Source organism: Salinivibrio sp. IB872 (assembly GCF_001995345.1).
Lineage (GTDB): Bacteria > Pseudomonadota > Gammaproteobacteria > Enterobacterales > Vibrionaceae > Salinivibrio > Salinivibrio proteolyticus.
The window spans coordinates 46,716-67,019 of sequence record NZ_MUFO01000009.1 but is presented as its reverse complement, the minus strand read 5'-3'; the positions used below and the strand labels follow the sequence as shown (position 1 = coordinate 67,019).

The 20,304-nt window shown below is 49.2% G+C and carries 15 protein-coding genes; 11 read left to right on the top strand and 4 right to left on the bottom strand.

Going from position 1 to position 20,304, the window contains the following annotated elements; genetic code table 11:
* Positions 1–99 precede the first annotated feature (99 nt).
* A complete protein-coding gene (locus tag BZJ18_RS06025) occupies positions 100–2,112 on the bottom strand; it encodes an NADPH-dependent 2,4-dienoyl-CoA reductase (RefSeq protein WP_077455725.1) in 2,013 nt (670 codons plus the stop codon).
* 214 nt (positions 2,113–2,326) lie between these two features.
* Between BZJ18_RS06025 and sppA the strand changes: the two genes are divergently transcribed.
* The 4 genes from sppA to BZJ18_RS06005 all read left to right on the top strand — a co-directional run bounded on the left by sppA (position 2,327) and on the right by BZJ18_RS06005 (position 7,567).
* The gene (gene sppA, locus BZJ18_RS06020) at positions 2,327–4,213 is read left to right on the top strand and encodes a signal peptide peptidase SppA (RefSeq protein WP_077455724.1); all 1,887 of its coding nucleotides are present in this window, start codon (positions 2,327–2,329) and stop codon (positions 4,211–4,213) included.
* A gap of 134 nt (positions 4,214–4,347) precedes the next feature.
* Positions 4,348–5,361 carry an asparaginase gene (ansA, locus tag BZJ18_RS06015; protein ID WP_069590079.1) on the top strand — a complete coding sequence of 338 codons (1,014 nt, stop codon included), beginning with the start codon at positions 4,348–4,350 and terminating at the stop codon, positions 5,359–5,361.
* A gap of 108 nt (positions 5,362–5,469) precedes the next feature.
* Positions 5,470–6,138: a glutathione S-transferase family protein gene (locus BZJ18_RS06010; RefSeq protein ID WP_077455723.1), complete on the top strand. Its 669-nt coding sequence runs from the start codon at positions 5,470–5,472 to the stop codon at positions 6,136–6,138.
* Positions 6,139–6,262: 124 nt separating this feature from the next.
* Positions 6,263–7,567 carry a YjiH family protein gene (locus tag BZJ18_RS06005; protein WP_077455722.1) on the top strand — a complete coding sequence of 435 codons (1,305 nt, stop codon included), beginning with the start codon at positions 6,263–6,265 and terminating at the stop codon, positions 7,565–7,567.
* 57 nt (positions 7,568–7,624) lie between these two features.
* On the opposite strand, the gene BZJ18_RS06000 is transcribed toward BZJ18_RS06005, so the two are convergent.
* Positions 7,625–7,906 (bottom strand): YeaC family protein, encoded by a 282-nt coding sequence (locus BZJ18_RS06000; protein WP_077455721.1) that lies wholly within the window; start codon positions 7,904–7,906, stop codon positions 7,625–7,627.
* Positions 7,907–8,058: 152 nt separating this feature from the next.
* On the opposite strand from BZJ18_RS06000, the gene BZJ18_RS05995 reads away from it, so the two are divergent.
* From BZJ18_RS05995 to BZJ18_RS05985, 3 genes are all read left to right on the top strand, one after another.
* Positions 8,059–8,919 carry a DUF2989 domain-containing protein gene (locus BZJ18_RS05995; RefSeq protein ID WP_077455720.1) on the top strand — a complete coding sequence of 287 codons (861 nt, stop codon included), beginning with the start codon at positions 8,059–8,061 and terminating at the stop codon, positions 8,917–8,919.
* Positions 8,920–9,278: 359 nt separating this feature from the next.
* Complete coding sequence (gene gapA / locus BZJ18_RS05990; protein ID WP_069590018.1) at positions 9,279–10,274, top strand: glyceraldehyde-3-phosphate dehydrogenase; 996 nt, start codon at positions 9,279–9,281, stop codon at positions 10,272–10,274.
* Between the two features lie 92 nt (positions 10,275–10,366).
* Positions 10,367–11,260, top strand: a complete 894-nt coding sequence (locus tag BZJ18_RS05985; protein ID WP_077455719.1) for a D-hexose-6-phosphate mutarotase — start codon at positions 10,367–10,369, stop codon at positions 11,258–11,260.
* A gap of 94 nt (positions 11,261–11,354) precedes the next feature.
* Here BZJ18_RS05985 and BZJ18_RS05980 read toward each other — a convergent pair whose 3' ends face one another.
* Positions 11,355–12,110, bottom strand: coding sequence for a MipA/OmpV family protein (locus tag BZJ18_RS05980; protein ID WP_077455718.1), 756 nt, complete (start codon positions 12,108–12,110; stop codon positions 11,355–11,357).
* Positions 12,111–12,429: 319 nt separating this feature from the next.
* Here BZJ18_RS05980 and BZJ18_RS05975 point away from each other — a divergent pair, with 319 nt between their 5' ends.
* The 3 genes from BZJ18_RS05975 to BZJ18_RS05965 are packed head-to-tail and all read left to right on the top strand — an operon-like array spanning position 12,430 to position 17,266.
* Complete coding sequence (locus BZJ18_RS05975; RefSeq protein ID WP_077455717.1) at positions 12,430–14,364, top strand: PrkA family serine protein kinase; 1,935 nt, start codon at positions 12,430–12,432, stop codon at positions 14,362–14,364.
* A 41-nt stretch (positions 14,365–14,405) separates the two neighbouring features.
* Positions 14,406–15,680, top strand: coding sequence for a YeaH/YhbH family protein (locus BZJ18_RS05970; RefSeq protein WP_069590011.1), 1,275 nt, complete (start codon positions 14,406–14,408; stop codon positions 15,678–15,680).
* 41 nt (positions 15,681–15,721) lie between these two features.
* Complete coding sequence (locus tag BZJ18_RS05965; RefSeq protein WP_077455716.1) at positions 15,722–17,266, top strand: SpoVR family protein; 1,545 nt, start codon at positions 15,722–15,724, stop codon at positions 17,264–17,266.
* A gap of 123 nt (positions 17,267–17,389) precedes the next feature.
* On the opposite strand, the gene fadR is transcribed toward BZJ18_RS05965, so the two are convergent.
* The gene (gene fadR / locus BZJ18_RS05960; protein WP_069590007.1) at positions 17,390–18,241 is read right to left on the bottom strand and encodes a fatty acid metabolism transcriptional regulator FadR; all 852 of its coding nucleotides are present in this window, start codon (positions 18,239–18,241) and stop codon (positions 17,390–17,392) included.
* A gap of 405 nt (positions 18,242–18,646) precedes the next feature.
* Between fadR and nhaB the strand changes: the two genes are divergently transcribed.
* A complete protein-coding gene (nhaB, locus tag BZJ18_RS05955) occupies positions 18,647–20,227 on the top strand; it encodes a Na(+)/H(+) antiporter NhaB (RefSeq protein WP_077455735.1) in 1,581 nt (526 codons plus the stop codon).
* Positions 20,228–20,304: the final 77 nt, after the last annotated feature.

Genomic DNA, 20,304 nt, shown 5'->3' with positions numbered 1-20,304 from the left:
AACCTGTATATGCAACCACGGTATCACCGCAGCGTATCGTACTGATTGCTTTATGCTAACACAGCCACTGCGCGACAAAGTCGCGCAGTTTATACGGGTTTACAGCGCGAGTGCGGTTTCAATGCCCTGACGAATGGCCCGTTTAGCGTCTAGCTCTCCCGCATGCTCCGCCCCGCCAATCAAATGGAATGGCAAACCTGCCGACTCAAGTGTCTTGGCCAACGCATTCACAGACTCTTGACCGGCACAGAGGATAATCTGATCAGCAGGAATGACATGAGGCTCATCTTTGATGCTGATGTGTAATCCCCCATCATCAATTTTATGGTAGGTCACACCGCCCACTAAGTTTACACCTCGTTTTTGCAAAGTTTTACGATGGATCCAACCTGTGGTTTTCCCTGGGCCTTTGCCAACGCGGCCTTCCCGACGCTGCAGGACCCATACTTGCTTGTCACTCTTAGTGTCATGGGCAGGGTACAATCCCCCTTCGTGGGAAATAGTTTTATCGATCCCCCACTCTTTCAACCAGTCATCCAGTTGTTGATTCGCAGGTTCAGTGATCATAGTGGCCACATCCACGCCGATCCCGCCCGCGCCGATAATCGCAATGTGACTCCCCAACTCAGGTTGCTCACGAATAAAGGTTTGATAGTCAATCACCTTAGGATGATCAATGCCCTCAATCGCGGGACGGCGAGGCTTAACCCCCGTTGCAACCACTACCTCATCGAATTCCCTGAGGGTGTCGACCTCAACACTGTGATTAAGATGGACGGTGACACCGGCTTTCTCCAAACGACGCAAGTAATAGCGAATGGTCTCTTGGAACTCTTCTTTGCCGGGAATGGTCATCGCCAAGTTAAACTGCCCACCTAAGCGATCAGATTTTTCAAACAAGGTCACTGTATGGCCTCGCTCTGCCGCTTCGGTGGCACAGCTGATCCCAGCCATTCCGCCTCCCACGACAGCCATCGTTTTCACTTGCCGAACTGGCGTCGCCACTAACTCTGTTTCGTAGCAAGCTTTCGGGTTCACCAAGCAACTGGCTCGCTTGCCTTTAAACACATGATCCAAGCACGCTTGGTTACAGGCAATACAGGTATTGATGTCCTCCGATTGCCCAGCCTTAGCTTTGGCAACAAAGGCAGCATCGGCCAAGAAAGGACGTGCCATCGAAACCATATCAGCCTGACCGCTGGCGAGAATCTGTTCGGCCACTTCTGGGGTATTAATTCGGTTGCAGGTAACCAGAGGCACCGACACCTCACCTTTGAGTTTTTCTGTCACCCAACTAAAGGCGCCGCGAGGAACTTGCGTTGCGATGGTTGGAATGCGCGCTTCATGCCAGCCAATACCAGTATTAATAATGGTGACACCGGCCTGCTCTAGGCCTTTCGCTAGCGCGACCACATCGTCAAAGGTGTTGCCTTGCTCGACCAAATCCAACATTGATACTCGGAAGATCACAATAAAATCGTCACCGGCCGCTTTTCTTACCGCACGCATGACTTCCACGGCAAAACGCATGCGATTTTCCACCGAGCCGCCCCATTGATCATAACGGCGGTTGGCACGATGGCAGAAAAATTGGTTGATGAGATACCCTTCAGATCCCATGATTTCAACCCCATCATAACCCGCTTCTCGCGCGAGCGCGGCGCTGCGGCCGAAGGCTTTGATCGTACGCCAAATCGACCTCTCGCTCATGGCAAAAGGCGTGAACTTACTGATTGGAGCGCGGATTGCGGAGGCACTTTGGGCAAACGGATGGAAGGCATAACGTCCGGCATGAAGCAATTGAAGTGCTATCTTTCCGCCATTAGCGTGTACCGCATCTGTGATGGCTCGATGAGCACGAGCGGCACGCCCAGAGCTAAACTGTGCGCTAAATGGAGTCAATCGACCGCGAAAATTCGGCGAAAAGCCACCAGTAACAATTAAGCCAACGTCGCCTTTCGCGCGCTCTGCGTAAAAGGCTGCGAGCTTTTTAAAACCGTCATTGGCTTCTTCCAATCCGGTATGCATCGAGCCCATCAGAACGCGGTTTTTCAATGTTGTAAACCCGAGGTCTAGCGGGGCTAGCATATGGGGGTAAGAGTGCTGTTCCATTGCTTGCTCACTTATTGTTGTGGTCTGACCAGACTATAGCGCTGTCGGCTACTGTTTTTCAAACGTTCGTTTACAAACCAGCAACATCGATTGTCGAATAGTTGATCTCAGTAGGACTTTCCTCCCCACTCTGTCGGATACGGGATAAGCTTGGGCTATCGATCCTTGCAGTGATCAGCTAGGATATCAGCGACATATATCGATGGATTAGAGTATGAAAAAACTGTTTCGCTTCATTGCATCTTTGTTCCGATGGCTTTGGGTTGCTATCGGGTTCGTGCGTCAGCTTTTGTTAAATGTGCTTTTCATTGCTGTTATTGTGGGCATTTATTGGGCGATAACCGCCGACTCGCCCCTGCCAACCGGCGACACAACCGCGAAAAAAGCCGTTCAAGCTGAACCCGCCCCACACGCGTTGTTACTGAATATAAACGGCCCCATTGTTGAACAGCGCCGTCGTATCGATCCGATCGATACCCTCTCACGCAACGCGCTCGGACAACCGATTGAAACCGAAAACGTACTCTTTGATATCGTCGATACCATCCGCCATGCCGCGACGGATGATAAGATTAACGGGTTAGTGCTTAGCCTAGGCGACATGCCATCCACGAGCCTGACCAAGCTTCGCTATATCGCCAAAGCTATCGATGAGTTCAAGCAAAGTGGTAAAGCGGTCGTGGCGATTGGTGGGATGTATAGCCAAAGCCAGTACTATTTAGCGAGCTATGCTGACGAAATTCTGATGTCACCAGATGGCATGGTGATGCTCCAAGGGTATGGCAGTTACAACCTGTATTGGAAGGATCTACTCGATAAATTAGATGTCTCGACTCACGTTTTCCGAGTCGGCACTTATAAGTCCTTTGTCGAACCTTATACACGCACCGACATGTCTCCACAGGCGCGTGAAGCGAATCAAGCATGGCTCGACCAGCTTTGGAACGCGTATGTAAGCGATGTGGCGAAAAACCGTGGCATTAAAGCGGCGATGCTCTCTCCCTCTGCCGATACACTTATTACCTCATTAGAGGCGTTTGGGGGAGATTTTGCGTCGCTTTCCAAACATATTGGCATTGTTGATGAGTTGATGACCCGTCAAGAGATCCGTCGTTATCTTGCCGATAAATTTGGCAGCGACGGGGAAGACAGTTTTGAGTACACCAGCTACTACGACTATCTACCCAAAATTCAATCTCGCTTTGCCATCCCCGGTGACAATAATATTGCCGTCGTTGTCGCCAGTGGCCCGATTATGGATGGCGTTCAGCGCCCAGGAACCGTCGGTGGTGATACCACGGCGGCGATGCTACGCGATGCTCGCCTTGACGACAGTGTTAAAGCAGTTGTGTTGCGTGTAGATAGCCCAGGCGGTAGTGCGTTTGCTTCTGAAATTATCCGCAATGAGGTCGATGCACTGCGCGAAGCTGGTAAGCCTGTGGTGGTTTCTATGTCTAGCGTCGCGGCCTCTGGCGGCTATTGGATCTCTGCCAGCGCAGATCGCATCGTCGCACAGCCAACCACCATTACCGGCTCTATCGGTATCTTTAGCCTGTTCACCACCTTTGAGAACACGCTGGAAGATATTGGTGTCCACACAGATGGCGTAGGCACAACCCCCTTCTCGGGAGTTGGTGTGACTCGAGCCTTGCCTGAAGATGTCAGCCAGATCATGCAACTGGGCATTGAGCACGGCTATCACCGCTTTATTTCCTTGGTCAGCACGCACCGTAACCTGTCTTTGGAAGAAACAGATAAGGTGGCTCAAGGTCGCGTATGGACCGGTAGCGATGCGCTGAAATTCGGGTTAGTCGATCAATTGGGCGACTTTGATGATGCGGTGATACAAGCAGCAGAATTGGCGGGCTTGGAAAACTATCAGCTAGATTGGATGCAAAAACCGCTGACGCCGTTCGAGCAGTTTATGACTGAGATGCTCGGCCAAACCGCGTCGGTTTTTGGCCAAGCGATGCAGGCGAACCTCCCGACGTTTGCAAGCCAGTTACTGGCGTCACCGCAGTTACAGTCGGTGACAATGCTCGAACAATTTAACGATCCTCAAGGGCGTTACTTGTTCTGCTTAAATTGCCAGTATCAGTAGCACGCTTTGCTCCGGCCGTCCTGGTCGGAGCTTTATCCCAAAGTTTTCCTCGATTCTGTGTGGTTACGCAGTACCAACCATGTAACGGTTACATGTATACTGTGCTCACGCTCATTTAATGCAGATTTGTCATGATGGAACGTAAACATATTTATATCGCCTACACGGGCGGCACCATCGGCATGCAGAAATCCGATCATGGCTATGTGCCTGTTTCTGGGTTTCTACAGCAACAGCTCGAAAACATGCCAGAATTCCATCGTCCAGAAATGCCTCGTTTTACCATTCATGAGTACGAACCACTCATTGATTCATCGGATATGACGCCAGAGGATTGGCAACGCATTGCTGACGATATTGGAGCGAATTACGACGACTACGATGGTTTTGTGATCTTACATGGTACCGACACCATGGCGTATACCGCCTCGGCGTTGTCGTTCATGTTAGAGAACTTGGAAAAACCTGTGATTGTCACCGGATCTCAGATCCCCATTGCCGAGCTTCGCTCTGACGGACAGGCGAACTTATTGAACGCCCTGCATATTGCAGCGAACTATCCGGTAAATGAAGTGACTTTATTCTTCAATAATCAATTACTGCGCGGTAATCGTAGTACCAAATCGCATGCAGATGGATTTAATGCGTTCACTTCACCGAATTTACCCGCACTGTTGGAAGCGGGCATTCATATCGAAGTGAAAGCCACCGATCTTAATCAGCCGGCACAAGGTCCGTTTAAAGTACATACCATTAACGACCAGCCGGTGGCTGTGATTATGATGTACCCGGGGATCTCACCCGACGTGGTACGCAATGCATTAAAGCAACCTGTTAATGCCATGATTTTACTTACGTTTGGGGTGGGTAATGCACCGCAGAACCCTGAGCTACTGTCGCTACTCAAACAAGCAACAGAACGCGGTGTGTTGGTACTGAACTTAACCCAATGTTTGGCTGGACGTGTCAATATGGGGGGGTATGCCACTGGCTGTGCCCTTGCTGATGCCGGCGTACTCAGCGGCTATGATATGACGCCTGAAGCAGCCCTCGCCAAACTCCATTTCTTGCTCAGTCAAGACTTGCCTTTTGAGACCCTTCGCACCATGGTACAAAAGGATCTACGTGGTGAGCTAAGCTATTACTAGCTCGTCTCAAGTTTGGTCAAAAAATCATGAGTTTGTGAAGCCGACAATGATGTCGGCTTTTTTATCTGCTAATTTAGTCATACATTTCGCCGATCAGGGTGTTCCACAATGATGGTGTTGCACGGTGATTCTTTATCACCACAAACGCGAAAAATTGCGCTGGCTTTACGATTTAAACAACTGAATTACGAACTGGTCCCAGCTTCTCCGTTTGAAGCGCATGAAGTTGTGCTGCGCCACCCGCCCATGCAAACAATCGTTGCACTGCTCGATGGTGGGCATACGATTTATCACGATACCATCGTGGCCGAGTACCTTGATGATGCGTACCCTGATCCTTTGCTGTATCCCGGCAATGCCCGTCACCGTGCCGATATACGCTGGATTGAGTGGTATTGTCGTCACCATCTCAGCCCTTTAATCGTGGATACCTTGTTTTATCAGCGTGTAGTGCGGGGTCATATGCTCGAAAAAGACATAGACCACCAAGCCGTCAATGATGCGTTAAAAACACTACCAGAAGCTTGCCAATACCTTTCACAACTCCTTACCCATATTCCTGCGGATAAGGTCAATATGGCCACCATCAGTGTATGGAGTCTATTTCGTTGTGCTCAAATGGCAGGACTGGTGCTTGACAGCAGCTACACCCAGCTAAATCAGTATCTCGAAGCACTCAGCCAGCACCCGCTATTTGGCGATTATGCACAGGAAGAGAATCACCAACTGACACCTTTTTTCGCCAGTCCAATCAGTCTCTCTGCGCCAAATGATTAGTTGGCATCAATGCTCACCCTTGGTGGAAACTGTGAGTCGCTTTACGGTTTTCACCGACTAGCGTTCCTTACAGCCTGTATTCTGGTATATACAAATTTAGGATATTGTATAGCTGGAGACTGACATGGAGCACGTCAGACAAGTTACTTCCCATTCGCAAGTGTTATGGCGCCTGTTCGGACTGAGTGCCATTGGCATTGTGTTTTTCTTCGTCCCTATTTCTATCGATGGCAACACCACCATTCCGCTCGATCACCTTGTTAGTTGGATAAAAAGCACCTTTGGAAACCTGATCAACCTGTATGTGCTCATGATTATTTTAGCCGGTGCCATTATGCCACTGTGGACGGGGCAGTGGCGGCAAAGCGGCGGACAGAAGCTATTCACGTTATTAAAATGCATTGGTGCCGTTAGCGCATTCATGGCGCTCACCAAAATTGGCCCAGCCTTTCTCCATGAGCCTGATATCCTGCCCTTTCTGTTCAACAAACTAGTGGTCTCAGTCGGCGTGATTGTCCCCGTCGGTGCGATTTTTCTGTCCTTTTTGGTCAGTTACGGTCTACTTGAGCTTATTGGTATTTTGCTCCAGCCGATTATGCGCCCCATCTGGCGAACCCCAGGCCGCTCTGCCATTGATGCGGTCGCCTCGTTTGTTGGCAGTTATTCACTCGGCTTGCTCATTACGGATAAGGTCTACAAAAATGGGCAATATTCGGTCAAAGAGGCCACCATTATCGCAACCGGTTTCTCGACCGTCTCAGCCACATTTATGATTATTGTGGCCCGTACCCTCGATTTAATGTCTCACTGGAACCTGTATTTTTGGAGTGCGTTAATCATCACTTTTATTGTCACCGCCATTACAGTGCGGCTACCACCTATTAAAGGCTTAAGTGACAATGTGCTAGCGCCGGAACCACAAGCTATCAAGGGACAGCGCTGGGGGCTGGCTTATCAAACTGGCTTATCTCAAGCCGCTCAAGCAGGCCGAGTCAGTCACAACCTGCTTGCTACCGTGAAAGATGGCTTGTTGATGACGATGACAATCTTGCCTGCGATCATGTCGGTAGGGTTGTTAGGGCTGTTAGCTGCCAAATACACCCCCGTCTTTGAGTGGTTAGGCTGGATTTTTTACCCCATCACTGCGCTATGGGGATTAGATAACGGCCACCAGCTTGCCCAAGCTGCGTCTGCCGGCTTAGCAGAGATGTTTCTGCCTGCGCTGTTACTGAGTGAGGCAGACTTTGTATTACGTTTTAGTGCGGCGATTACTTGCGTGTCGAGTGTACTGTTTTTCTCCGCATCGATTCCCTGCATTCTCGCTACCAGCATTCCGATCAGCGTGTTCCGGTTGGTCGTAATTTGGGCATTACGTACGGCATTAAGTTTGATGCTTTCCATCCCCCTCGCCTTGCTCATTGCCGGCTAAATGATACAAAAACGCGCCGCTTTAACAGGCGGCGCGTACCACGGTCGCAGCGACTCATTAGTGCTTCGTCTTTACATCAATACGCACTTCGTCCGGCTTCGCAAACTCACGCTTTAACTCTGCTTTCGACTTGAACGTCACCTGTCCACCTATAGCAACCGTCATATGCTGAGGCTGTTCGTTATGTCGCGATTGGTAAAGCATCACCGCTTGAAGTGCTTGATCACGTTGGGTTTGGTTAAGCGCTGTTCCATCGGGCCACTTTCCCGTTTCGACGGCATAACACAAGCGATCGTAAACCTCTGGTGTCATCGCTTTTAACAGTTGTTCAATATCCATGGATGGCTCCGCTTTTTGACATGTCCCTATTATGCCTTAACCGACCTGCCTTTCGGCATCTCGAGTTCAGTGCGCAAAATCACGCTTTAGGGCATAAACTACACTTAGATTTGAAGTATACTCACCGCAACTGATTGAGGATACGAACAACCATGCATTTGAGATTACCTAAATCACTCGCTGCTGCTCCCTTTGCTGGCGTAATTCTTTTGCTACTGGCTGGCTGTGAGGGGGAACCGACCACCAACCAAGTGTGTGATACGCATCCTGAATTGTGCGAAGGGTTAAACATTGGTGATGGCCAATGCCGTTTTGAGCGTTCAGACTTGATTTTCAAACGGTTAGCTGTGGATGAAAAGCCCAGTGATCTCAATAAACTGGCCGAACTCAAACAGACGCAAGTCTATTTACGCTGCATGGAGCTGGTTGCGGGAATCGAACCAACCACTCTAAAACAGCGAAAAACGAAGCGCACCGAAGCGGTCTATCACGCCTATGATTCTATCGAACGCTTAGAACGCGAATTGAAAGACTCGTATCAACCACCGGTGATTTATTACCGCTGGTCACAAGGTGATAACAGCGCTTTACCTCAATTTCTAAAACTTGAGGGAACACAGCATCTTGAAACGCCCCAGCTTCAACTTGGACTCGCCACCTATTACGTCTCTCGTGACAGGCCCAAAACCGTTCGTATATTGTTGCATGTGCTTGAGCTGTATGACGGCAACGATGAAGAGGTACGTGACAAAGTGATCCCTGAAGCGATTAAATCCTTAGCGACCACCAACCATGCGTTGGAGCGCTTCGATCATGCGTATCTATGGGCCAAAGTGGGTAAAGACTATAACTTACCCATTGCCGATAGCGATCGGTTAGCACGGCTGTATCCTCTGTCAGAGGAACGCCGCAACCAGTTGGAAAGCTTAGCAAAAGACATCTCTTCAGCGATCCGAGACGGTGATTTCGAAGCCACGCTAGTCAACGCGCTAGACCCCAAAGAACCGACCTAACCTCAAAGCGCCTGCGAATGCGGGCGCTTCCCTCTATCTGTCAGTAATTTACCAACCCATTGCTCGCCAATAAATAACGGAATTGATGTGCTTGCCTTTCACGATTGCGCATCTGCTTCTACGCTTTTCAGTACACCAGCAGTCATCCAATACCTCACCCTTTCGTTTTGTACCTATTGGTCAAAGAAGGGGCAGGTAGAGTCGCAGGGGCGCAAAATGTTTAGGTGATGTAAAAAAAATCCGTACTTTTTTTTGACTTTAAACAATTTTGGGCGCGATTACCCTTGCATGGACGGGTCCTATTCTGTAATTTTACTACCAGTTTCATCTCACTAGAAATTAAGTTGTGGAGCAACATAATGACTATCAAAGTAGGTATTAACGGTTTTGGTCGTATCGGCCGCTTCGTATTCCGTGCTTCTGTAGAGCGCGACGACATTGAAGTAGTAGCAATCAACGACCTGATTGACGTTGAGTATATGGCTTACATGCTGAAGTACGACTCAACTCACGGCCGCTTCAACGGCACTGTTGAAGTGAAAGACGGCAACCTGATCGTTAACGGTAAGAAAGTACGTGTAACGGCAGAGCGCAACCCAGCAGATCTTAAGTGGGATGAGGCTGGTGTTGACGTTGTTGCTGAAGCAACTGGTATCTTCCTGACTGACGAAACAGCGCGTCAGCACATCCAAGCGGGTGCGAAGAAAGTTGTTCTGACTGGTCCATCTAAAGACGCAACACCAATGTTCGTTATGGGTGTTAACCACAGCGAGTATGCGGGTCAAGATATCGTGTCTAACGCGTCTTGTACCACTAACTGCCTAGCGCCAATCGCGAAAGTACTGAACGACAAGTTCGGTATCGAGTCTGGCCTGATGACCACTGTTCACGCAACCACTGCAACTCAGAAAACTGTTGACGGTCCTTCTGCGAAAGACTGGCGCGGTGGCCGTGGTGCGTCTCAGAACATCATCCCATCTTCAACTGGTGCAGCAAAAGCAGTAGGTAAAGTACTTCCTGAGCTGAACGGTAAACTGACTGGTATGGCGTTCCGCGTTCCAACTGCCAACGTTTCTGTTGTTGACCTGACTGTCAACCTAGAGAAAGCAGCATCTTACGAGCAAATCTGTGCCGCGATGAAAGAAGCGTCTGAAGGTGAGCTGAAAGGTGTTCTTGGTTACACTGAAGATGCGGTTGTTTCTCAAGACTTCATCGGTGAAGTACAAACATCAGTATTCGATGCTAAAGCAGGTATCGCACTGACTGACAAATTCGTTAAAGTTGTATCTTGGTACGACAACGAAATCGGCTACTCAAACAAAGTACTTGACCTAGTTGCACACATCTCTAAGTAAGTTGCAATTAGCCTAGTATTGATTAAAGGCGGCCGTTGGCCGCCTTTTGTTTATGGGCTCTATGCCGTTTCTGCGCAATAAAGGACGCGATTATGACTTCTCATACTCTGCACTTCGAGCGCCGGCTGTCGGCGTCAGTTGATTTATGTTATCGCCAAGCCGTCCCCGTTCTTCGGATTCAACATCCAGCCTGTGATGCGATTATCAGTCAATTTGGGGCACACTTACTGTCATTTTCTCCACGCGATGCGAAACCGCTGATTTGGATGAGTGGCAATGCAGTCTACGATGCAAAAACGCCTCTACGAGGTGGCATTCCTGTTTGCTTTCCTTGGTTCGGCCAAACGGGTTCTCCCTCTCATGGCTTTGCACGCCGCGTGATGTGGGACATTCAACACATTGAAGAAGATGCACAAGGTGTGACGATTCAATTATCGCTGCTCCCCTCTGCGAAAACCCGTGCACTGTGGCCACACGATTTTGAAGCCGTTATGACATTTAGGCTCACCCACACACTCGATGTCGCTTTAACAGTAAAAAACACCGACTCACTGCCATTTAAGATCGGAGGCGCCCTGCACAGTTACCTTTCCGTTGCTGATAGTGAACAAGCAACCGTAGCGGGTGTGGGAAGCCATTATCTCGACAATTTCAGCCACGGACAGAGAAAGCCCGCCTCTGGCACCGTGACTTTTGAAGAGCCCGTCGACCGCATTTATACCGACTCAGCCTCGTCATTAACCCTGACTGATACGGCAGGATATCGACGTATTGTCGTCAATAATCAAGGCGAGACGAGCGCAGTCGTCTGGAATCCAGGCCAAGCGGCTTCGGTACAAATGTCTGATATGGACGATGACGGCTATCTACATTTTGTCTGTATTGAAGCCGCCATTGAGCAACCCAGTATTCTGCTGGCACCGGGAGAAAGCCACACACTGACTACCTGTATTCATGACGAAAAACATGGTGAGTTACTGCTCTAGATAATCCGTAAGCACGAAAAAGGCAGCCTACGCTGCCTGTTTGCATGTTGGTCGCGGCCAAGCGAACAGGCTGACCGCTCGTTGTGGGCTTGCATCAGTAAAAAATATAATTCACGCCAAGGTAGCCTGATGCGGCCGTTGATTGGTCTACCATCGGGCTATCTGCAATGCTGTCATTTAAATTGGTGTAACGCACTCCACCCAGCAGCTGGATTCGCTCTGTCAGCATCACATAACCACTCGCACCGATAAAATAGTGTCCCGCAGAGCCGGGCTCGTAGGCGGATAGTCCAGAGCGTGAGGCCTCCGCGGCGCTGATCCCATAAAGGTGTTGATTAAGGTCACTACTGTTGTAGGAATACCCCACCTCGGGTGAAATCCCCCATCGCTGGCGGTTCATCCCATATTTCCAGCTGACTTCCCCGTACAAACCATCTCTATCATGGGTCACACCCTCACCGACTAACGCTTGAAATCGGCCGATTGGCGAGTGGTATTGATACGCTAGAGCCAAAACAACCGACGTATCGCGCTTATCAAGTAAACTTAGCTGTGGGTCATCGGTATCTGCAGGATCAAAACGACGTGGATCATAGGTCGTCGATAGGACGAGGTTATGCGTAGCATCCTTGGGAGCCAAACGCGCGCCTGCGGTAAGTCCTCGGAAATAGAAATGGTCAGTATCGACATTAATGGTCGGTACAATCAGCGGGTCGGTATCAGTGTCCTTATAAGGTTGGGGAGAAAAGGCGGCGAGGACACCGGCAGACACACGTGTTTCTGCCGAAACACTTCCCGCGGCGAGTAGTAGGCATGATGCCACCGCCGCTTTAACAAGCTTTTCAGTCATTCTTCTTCCTTAATTTGCTGGTCAACGCACAATTTAGAATTAGGCCAGTAGCTGTCCATACACCACACTTATCGTGGACACCATCACTGATATTACCCTCTCAACGTGACAGCCTACTACAACAACTTGAATCTAAGCTGTCTTGCAAGTGGCTATTTGATTTACCTATCAATGGTAGGGGAAAAAATATCGAAAAAACAATCAATTCTTTCACGCAAAAACGTGGATTGGGGTCTAACATTATTATGAGGAAAAGGGAAATTCAGCCAAAGGACCACCTTTTCTTTATGAGTTATCAGACGATTTAGGGGGCAGGACCATGACTATTTTCGATCATTATCGTCAGCGTTACGAAGATGCAAAAGACGAAGAATTGAGCCTTCAGGAGTTCTTGGATCTGTGCCGAGACGATCGCAGCGCTTATGCCAATGCCGCCGAGCGCCTGTTGATGGCCATCGGTGAACCAGAGAAGATTGACACCTCCCTCGACCCACGGCTCAGTCGTATTTTCTCCAACCGTGTTATTTCACGCTATAAGACCTTTGAAGACTTTTATGGCATGGAAGAGTCGATTGAGCAAATCGTCTCCTACCTCAAACACGCCGCGCAAGGGCTGGAAGAACGAAAACAGATCCTTTATTTACTCGGCCCTGTCGGCGGCGGTAAATCCTCGCTTGCAGAAAAACTGAAAAGCTTGATGCAGCAAGTACCTATTTATGTGCTGACAGCAAACGGTGAACGCAGTCCGGTGAATGATCATCCTTTCTGTCTCTTTGATGTCGTAGAAGATGGCCACCTATTAGAAAAAGAGTACGGGATTCCACAACGTTATATTCGCAGCATTATGTCGCCTTGGGCAGCCAAACGACTCAAAGAATTTGGTGGCGATATCAGCCAATTCAAAGTCGTAAAAGTTCGCCCCTCAGTGCTCAACCAAGTGGCCGTGGCGAAAACCGAGCCCGGCGATGAAAACAACCAAGATATTTCCTCCTTGGTGGGTAAGGTCGATATCCGTCAGCTTGAGCACTTTTCGCAAGATGATCCCGACGCTTACTCATACTCTGGCGCACTATGTAAGGCCAACCAGGGGTTAATGGAGTTTGTCGAAATGTTTAAAGCGCCTATCAAGGTGCTACACCCCTTATTGACTGCGACGCAAGAGGGCAACTACAACGGGACCGAAGGTCTGTCTGCCCTGCCGTTTGATGGTATTATTCTCGCTCACTCCAACGAATCGGAATGGCAGTCATTCCGCAACAACAAAAACAATGAAGCATTCCTCGACCGTGTTTACATCGTCAAGGTGCCTTATTGCTTACGCGTCTCCGAAGAGATCCGTATTTACGACAAACTCTTGTCGCACAGTGAGCTAAAACAAGCGCCTTGTTCACCAAGTACGCTAGATATTCTCGCTCGCTTTACGGTGCTTTCTCGCTTGAAAGATCCTGAGAACTCGTCCATTTATTCGAAAATGCGCGTCTACGACGGTGAAACCCTCAAAGACACCGATCCCAAAGCGAAGTCGTACCAAGAGTACCGCGATTACGCAGGGGTCGATGAAGGCATGGATGGGCTCTCAACCCGCTTTGCGTTCAAGATCCTGTCTCGTGTGTTTAACTTTGACCACGCAGAAGTCGCCGCAAACCCGGTCCACCTCTTTTACGTCCTTGAGCAACAAATTGAACGTGAGCAATTCCCACAAGAAATTGCAGAGCGTTACCTCGAGCACCTAAAAGGCTATCTAATCCCGAAATATATCGAGTTTATCGGCAAAGAAATTCAAACGGCGTATCTCGAGTCTTACTCGGAGTATGGTCAGAATATCTTTGACCGCTACGTAACTTATGCAGACTTTTGGATTCAAGACCAAGAGTTCCGCGACCCAGACACCGGCCAACTGTTCGATCGCTCGGCACTCAATAGCGAGCTGGAGAAAATTGAGAAGCCTGCCGGGATCAGCAACCCGAAAGACTTCCGTAACGAGATCGTCAATTTCGTCCTACGTGCACGTGCCAATAATGAGGGAAAAAACCCTGCTTGGACCAGCTACGAGAAGCTGAAAACGGTCATCGAGAAGAAAATGTTCTCCAATACCGAAGACTTGCTACCGGTGATTTCATTCAACACCAAAACGTCTAGCGACGAGCAGAAAAAACACGACGACTTTGTCGCTCGTATGATGGAAAAAGGATATACCCGCAAGCAGGTTCGCTTGCTATCTGAATGGTATTTGCGCGTACGTAAATCGTCGTAGCACATCCCTTTCAGGGCGGACACACGTGACGGGAGAGAGTTATGGCGCATTTTATTGATCGTCGGCTCAATGGCAAAAATAAAAGCACCGTCAATCGACAGCGCTTTTTACGCCGCCACAAAAGGCAGATAAAAGAGTCAATCGCCGACGCCGTCAACAACCGGTCAATCACTGATGTCGAAAGTGGCGAGGATATTTCGATTCCATCACGCGACATCCGTGAACCGACCTTTCACCAAGGCAAAGGAGGACAGCGTGATGCTGTCCATCCTGGCAACGACCAATTTAGCCCCGGCGATCGTATTGCACGTCCCCCCGGTGGCGAAGGCGGTGGTGGCGCAGGTGACGGACAAGCGAGTCCAGACGGTGAAGGCCAAGACGATTTTGTCTTCCAAATTTCGAAAGATGAGTATCTCGATTTGTTGTTTGAAGATCTCGAGCTACCCAATCTGAAGAAAAATCAAATGCAAAAAATGGTGGAGTATAAGACCCACCGAGCGGGCTATACCTCTAATGGTGTGCCCTCGAATATCGCCATTGTGCGCTCATTGCAAAACTCGTTGGCGCGTCGCACCGCGATGTCTGCGAGCAAGCGCCGAGAGCTGGCAGAGCTAGAGGAAGCGCTGGAAAGCTTGCGTCACTCTGAGCCAGCACAGCCTTTGGAAATGAAGCGACTTGAAGAGGAAATTGCAGCACTGAAAAGCAAGATCGCCGCGGTACCTTTTATTGATACCTTCGATCTTCGCTATAAAAACTACGAAAAACGGCCACAGCCCAGTAGCCAAGCGGTGATGTTTTGTCTGATGGACGTGTCAGGGTCAATGGATCAGGCGACTAAAGATATCGCAAAACGCTTTTATATCTTGTTGTATCTGTTCCTAACCCGTACCTACAAAAATGTAGAGGTGGTCTTTATTCGCCATCATACCCAAGCAAAAGAAGTCGATGAGCACGAATTCTTTTACTCGCAAGAAACCGGCGGCACCATTGTCTCCAGTGCATTGCGTTTGATGGATGAGATCATCAAAGACAGGTACAACCCCACAGAGTGGAACGTGTATGCCGCCCAAGCGTCTGACGGCGACAACTGGGCAGACGATTCACCGGGTTGTCGTGAGCTACTGCAGAAAAGCTTACTGCCGGTCAGCCGCTATTACGCCTATATCGAGATTACGCGCCGCGCGCATCAAACGTTATGGCGTGAATATGAGGCACTAGCGGAAAGCCATGACAACTTTGCGATGCAGAATATTCGCTCGGCGGAAGATATTTTCCCCGTGTTCCGCGAATTGTTTAAGCGTCAGGTCGAAGCCTGACGCCATCTCTGCATCGGTATGTTTTTTCAGGGAGATTAGGTATGGCTGTCACTAAAGGCAAACGTAAGACGCCGCTCCATGATGGGCCGGATTGGACCTTTGACTTGCTTGAGCAGTATCACAAGGAAATTAAACGCGTTGCCGAGCACTACAGGCTCGATACCTACGCCAACCAGATTGAAATTATCGCTGCCGAGCAAATGATGGATGCTTACTCAAGCGTCGGCATGCCGATTAATTATAATCACTGGTCATTTGGCAAAAAGTTTATCGAGACCGAACGTCACTATAAGCACGGTTATATGGGGCTTGCCTATGAGATAGTGATCAACTCAGACCCCTGTATTGCCTATTTAATGGAAGAAAACACCATCACCATGCAAGCCTTGGTGATGGCACATGCTTGTTATGGCCACAACTCTTTTTTTAAGGGCAACTATCTATTCCAAACTTGGACCGACGCCGGTTCGATCATCGACTACCTGCTGTTTGCGAAAAATTACATCAGTGAATGCGAAGAGAAGTATGGCCTCGCCGAAGTCGAAAACTTGCTCGACTCTTGCCATGCGCTGATGAATTACGGGGTAGACAGATACAAACGTCCGCAGAAAATCTCTCTCGCTGAAGAAAAAGCGCGACAAAAAGCCCGCGAAGACTACTTACAAACCCAAGTGAATGAACTGTGGCGTACCATTCCGGGCGGCAAGAAAGAACAGGAGCAAGAGACACGACGCTTCCCCGCCGAGCCGCAGGAAAACCTGTTGTATTTCTTTGAGAAACACTCGCCATTGCTAGAGCCGTGGCAGCGTGAAATCGTGCGTATCGTGCGCAAGATTAGCCAGTATTTTTATCCACAAAAGCAAACTCAGGTGATGAATGAAGGCTGGGCAACCTTCTGGCACTACACCATTTTGAATCATCTCTACGATGAGGGCTTGGTGACGGATAGCTTTATCATGGAGTTTTTACACAGCCATACCAACGTGGTCGCACAGCCGCCTTACAACAGCCAGTATTACTCAGGGATCAATCCCTATGCCCTCGGGTTTGCCATGTTCCAAGACATTCGCCGAATGTGTGAAAACCCAACCGAAGAAGATAAGTACTGGTTCCCAGAGATTGCAGGCAATGATTGGCTCGATACGGTGCATTTTGCGATGGCGAACTTTAAAGACGAGAGCTTTATCAGCCAGTTTTTATCGCCCAAGGTCATGCGCGATATGAAGCTTTTCGCCGTCAATGATGACGATAAGCAAAGTTACATCGAAGTCACCAGTATTCACAATGAACAAGGTTACCGCCAGCTGAGAGAAAAACTCTCTGCTCAATATAACCTCAGTAATCGTGAACCCAACATCCAAGTCTATGATGTAGACTTACGCGGTAATCGGTCACTCACCCTGCGCTATGTGCCTCATAACCGCATCCCATTAGCCAATTCCTATGAGGAAGTGCTGAAACATGTCCATCGACTCTGGGGATTTGAAGTGATCCTCGAAGAGGAAACCAGTGAAGGGCGAGGGAAAATACTGAGTAGCTGTCCGAAACGGCCGCAGTTTGACCCAGACATGTTAGTCGGGAGCTAGTCTTGCCACCTGTCCCATCCTAAGATAGATAAAAAAGCCAGAGGCACAAGGCCTCTGGCTTTTCACTGTTTAAACCGATGAGGCGCAAAACAGTATTACACCTCGGTTGAAGCTATGCGTCGGTTAGGCCTCTTCTTCGGCCATATTGGCCGCAATCGTTTCACGATTGCCAAACCACAATGCACCACTTTCACGACCGTACTGCTTCACTCGATCGCTGATGGCATTATGTTGATTGTTTTCAATCAAACCGCGCAAGTCGCTGTAGAAGCGTAATGCAATCTCACACGCACGGCGATCCATAAAGTAGTAGCCACCCACTCGCGAATAAATCTGACGCATACCATTAATGGTCAATACATACACTTTATTGCCAGAATAATGTGCCATGCCTTGGAACAGCATGTAGTCGAAGTGGTTAAAGGCACGTCCCATTGAAATCCGCTCACACAGTGCGGGATCTTGTTTGCCGTATTTATCTTGAATCTTCTTGACGTCTTTAAGCACCTCGGCTTGCTCATCAATCAAGGCAATAAACTGCTCAAAGCTCTCACTTTCAAGCACTTGCTCACAGCGTTTAATCACATGATCGATAAGATTAATACACTCTTGCGGGCGATTTTTTGCCGCATAGCGCATGTAAACACCGCTAATATCGGTGCGTGCAGCCAGCAGGTCTTCCAGCACTCCGTGGACGTCTTGGCCTTCCAGCGTCACTAACGTATCGAGAATGCTCAGCCCAGAGGTGCGCATATAATCGTTTACACGGGTCGGTTTGCCATGTTGGATAGTTAACCAACCATCGCGCGCTAAGCGCTGCAAGACTTCACGTAATGTGGTTCGGGTCACACCGATAAGCTCTGATAATTCACGCTCAGCCGGTAGAATCGACCCTTTCGGGAAGTGATTATTCCAAATACTTTCAATTATATATTTTTCAGCAAACGTTGCTGGGCTATCCGCCTTTATAACCATTGAATCTTAATTCCAATTTGCTTCTTGCTCTGATTAATAACTCATCATACCACTAGTCTTTTCAGGCAGAAACCGCTACGTGTTTTCAGGGCCAATGAAGTGACATCCTGCATATTTTTGTACCAGATCAATGAAAATCTGGGCATGATTCGCAAAATTATGTCATACAAGATGTAACAAAGTATGTCTAAGGCAAAATAGCGCACATCCGTCATGCAGTTGCGACCAACCGCCTACGCTGCTCGCCATTGCCGAACACCGAATTTGTACAGTGACCCGCTCCTCGTACTGGATCCATCGCTCTCTCAAACGGGCTGCTATGGTTTCTGTGTACGTGTGTTTTCTCGCCATGCGCCGCCTGTACGATGCATACATAACCATGAGACTTTCACTATGGCTAAGACCATGACACTCAGAACCGCGTTTTTGAAGAACTTTCTCGGTAAAGCGCCAGATTGGTACAAACTGGCCATTGTCGCCTTTTTAATTATCAACCCGATTGTATTCTCGATTGACCCCTTCATTGCCGGCTGGCTACTGGTGGTCGAATTCATTTTCACCTTAGCCATGGCGCTAAAATGCTATCCTCTGCAACCGGGCGGTCTGCTTGCGATTGAGGCCGTCGCTATCGGTATGACAAGCCCCGCGCAAGTAAAGCATGAATTGGTTGCCAACGTTGAAGTCTTGCTGCTACTGGTCTTTATGGTGGCAGGGATTTACTTTATGAAGCAGCTGTTGCTGTATATTTTCACAAAAATCTTATTGGGGATCCGTTCCAAAATTGCACTCTCTCTCGCGTTTTGTGTCGCGGCGGCGACGCTATCCGCCTTCCTAGATGCACTAACCGTGATTGCCGTGGTGATTAGTGTCGCCGTGGGCTTTTACTCGATTTATCACCGCGTTGCCTCAGGGAAAGAGTTTGGCGCCGCGCATGACCACACCTCAGATGAAAGCCTGAGTGATGATCTCAGTCGCAACGATTTGGAAAACTATCGCGCCTTCTTGCGCAGCCTACTGATGCATGCGGGCGTGGGTACCGCGCTCGGTGGCGTGATGACCATGGTAGGTGAACCTCAGAACCTGATTATTGCCGATCAAGCTGGCTGGCATTTTGGTGAGTTTATTCTGCGGATGGCACCAGTGACTCTGCCGGTCTTTGTCGCAGGCCTCCTCACCTGTGTGTTGGTGGAAAAGTTACGTCTATTCGGATACGGCGCACAGCTTCCAGATAACGTTCTTAAAATTCTGGTGGAATACGATAAAGCACAACGCGCCAAACGCACGCCACAAGATGTGGCTAAACTGGTGGTTCAAGCGTTGATCGCCGTTTGGTTGATTGCCGCCCTTGCCCTTCACTTAGCCGCAGTCGGCTTGATTGGTCTCAGTATTATCATCTTGGCAACCGCATTTACCGGGGTAATCGATGAACACCACATCGGCAAAGCATTTGAAGAGGCGCTGCCCTTTACCGCGCTGTTGGCGGTGTTCTTCTCGGTAGTCGCCGTGATTATCGACCAACACTTATTTGCGCCTGTGATCGATCTCGTCCTGTCGCTGGAGGGCCATATGCAGCTCACCATGTTCTATATCGCGAACGGGTTGCTGTCCATGGTGTCTGATAATGTCTTCGTCGGCACTGTGTACATTAATGAAGTGAAATCCGCGCTTATCAACGGCGTTATCGACCGTGAACAATTCGACATGCTGGCCGTCGCCATTAATACTGGGACAAACCTGCCTTCGGTCGCCACTCCGAATGGTCAAGCCGCCTTCTTGTTTTTGCTCACCTCCACATTGGCACCGTTACTTCGCCTCTCCTACGGACGCATGGTCTATATGGCATTGCCTTACACCATCGTAATGGGCCTACTCGGCGTGGTGGGGATCGAGTTTTTCTTGGTGCCGGCCACTGAATGGATGCTACATCAAGGATGGATTTCTGAAACCATTCATATGACCCAACAAGCCTTACCGAGTGCGCACTAACGCACTTCTACCATTGACCTTAGGCTCAACAAACGATTGAATAGCAAGGCCCTGTTTAGGGCCTTCTTTTGTATCAG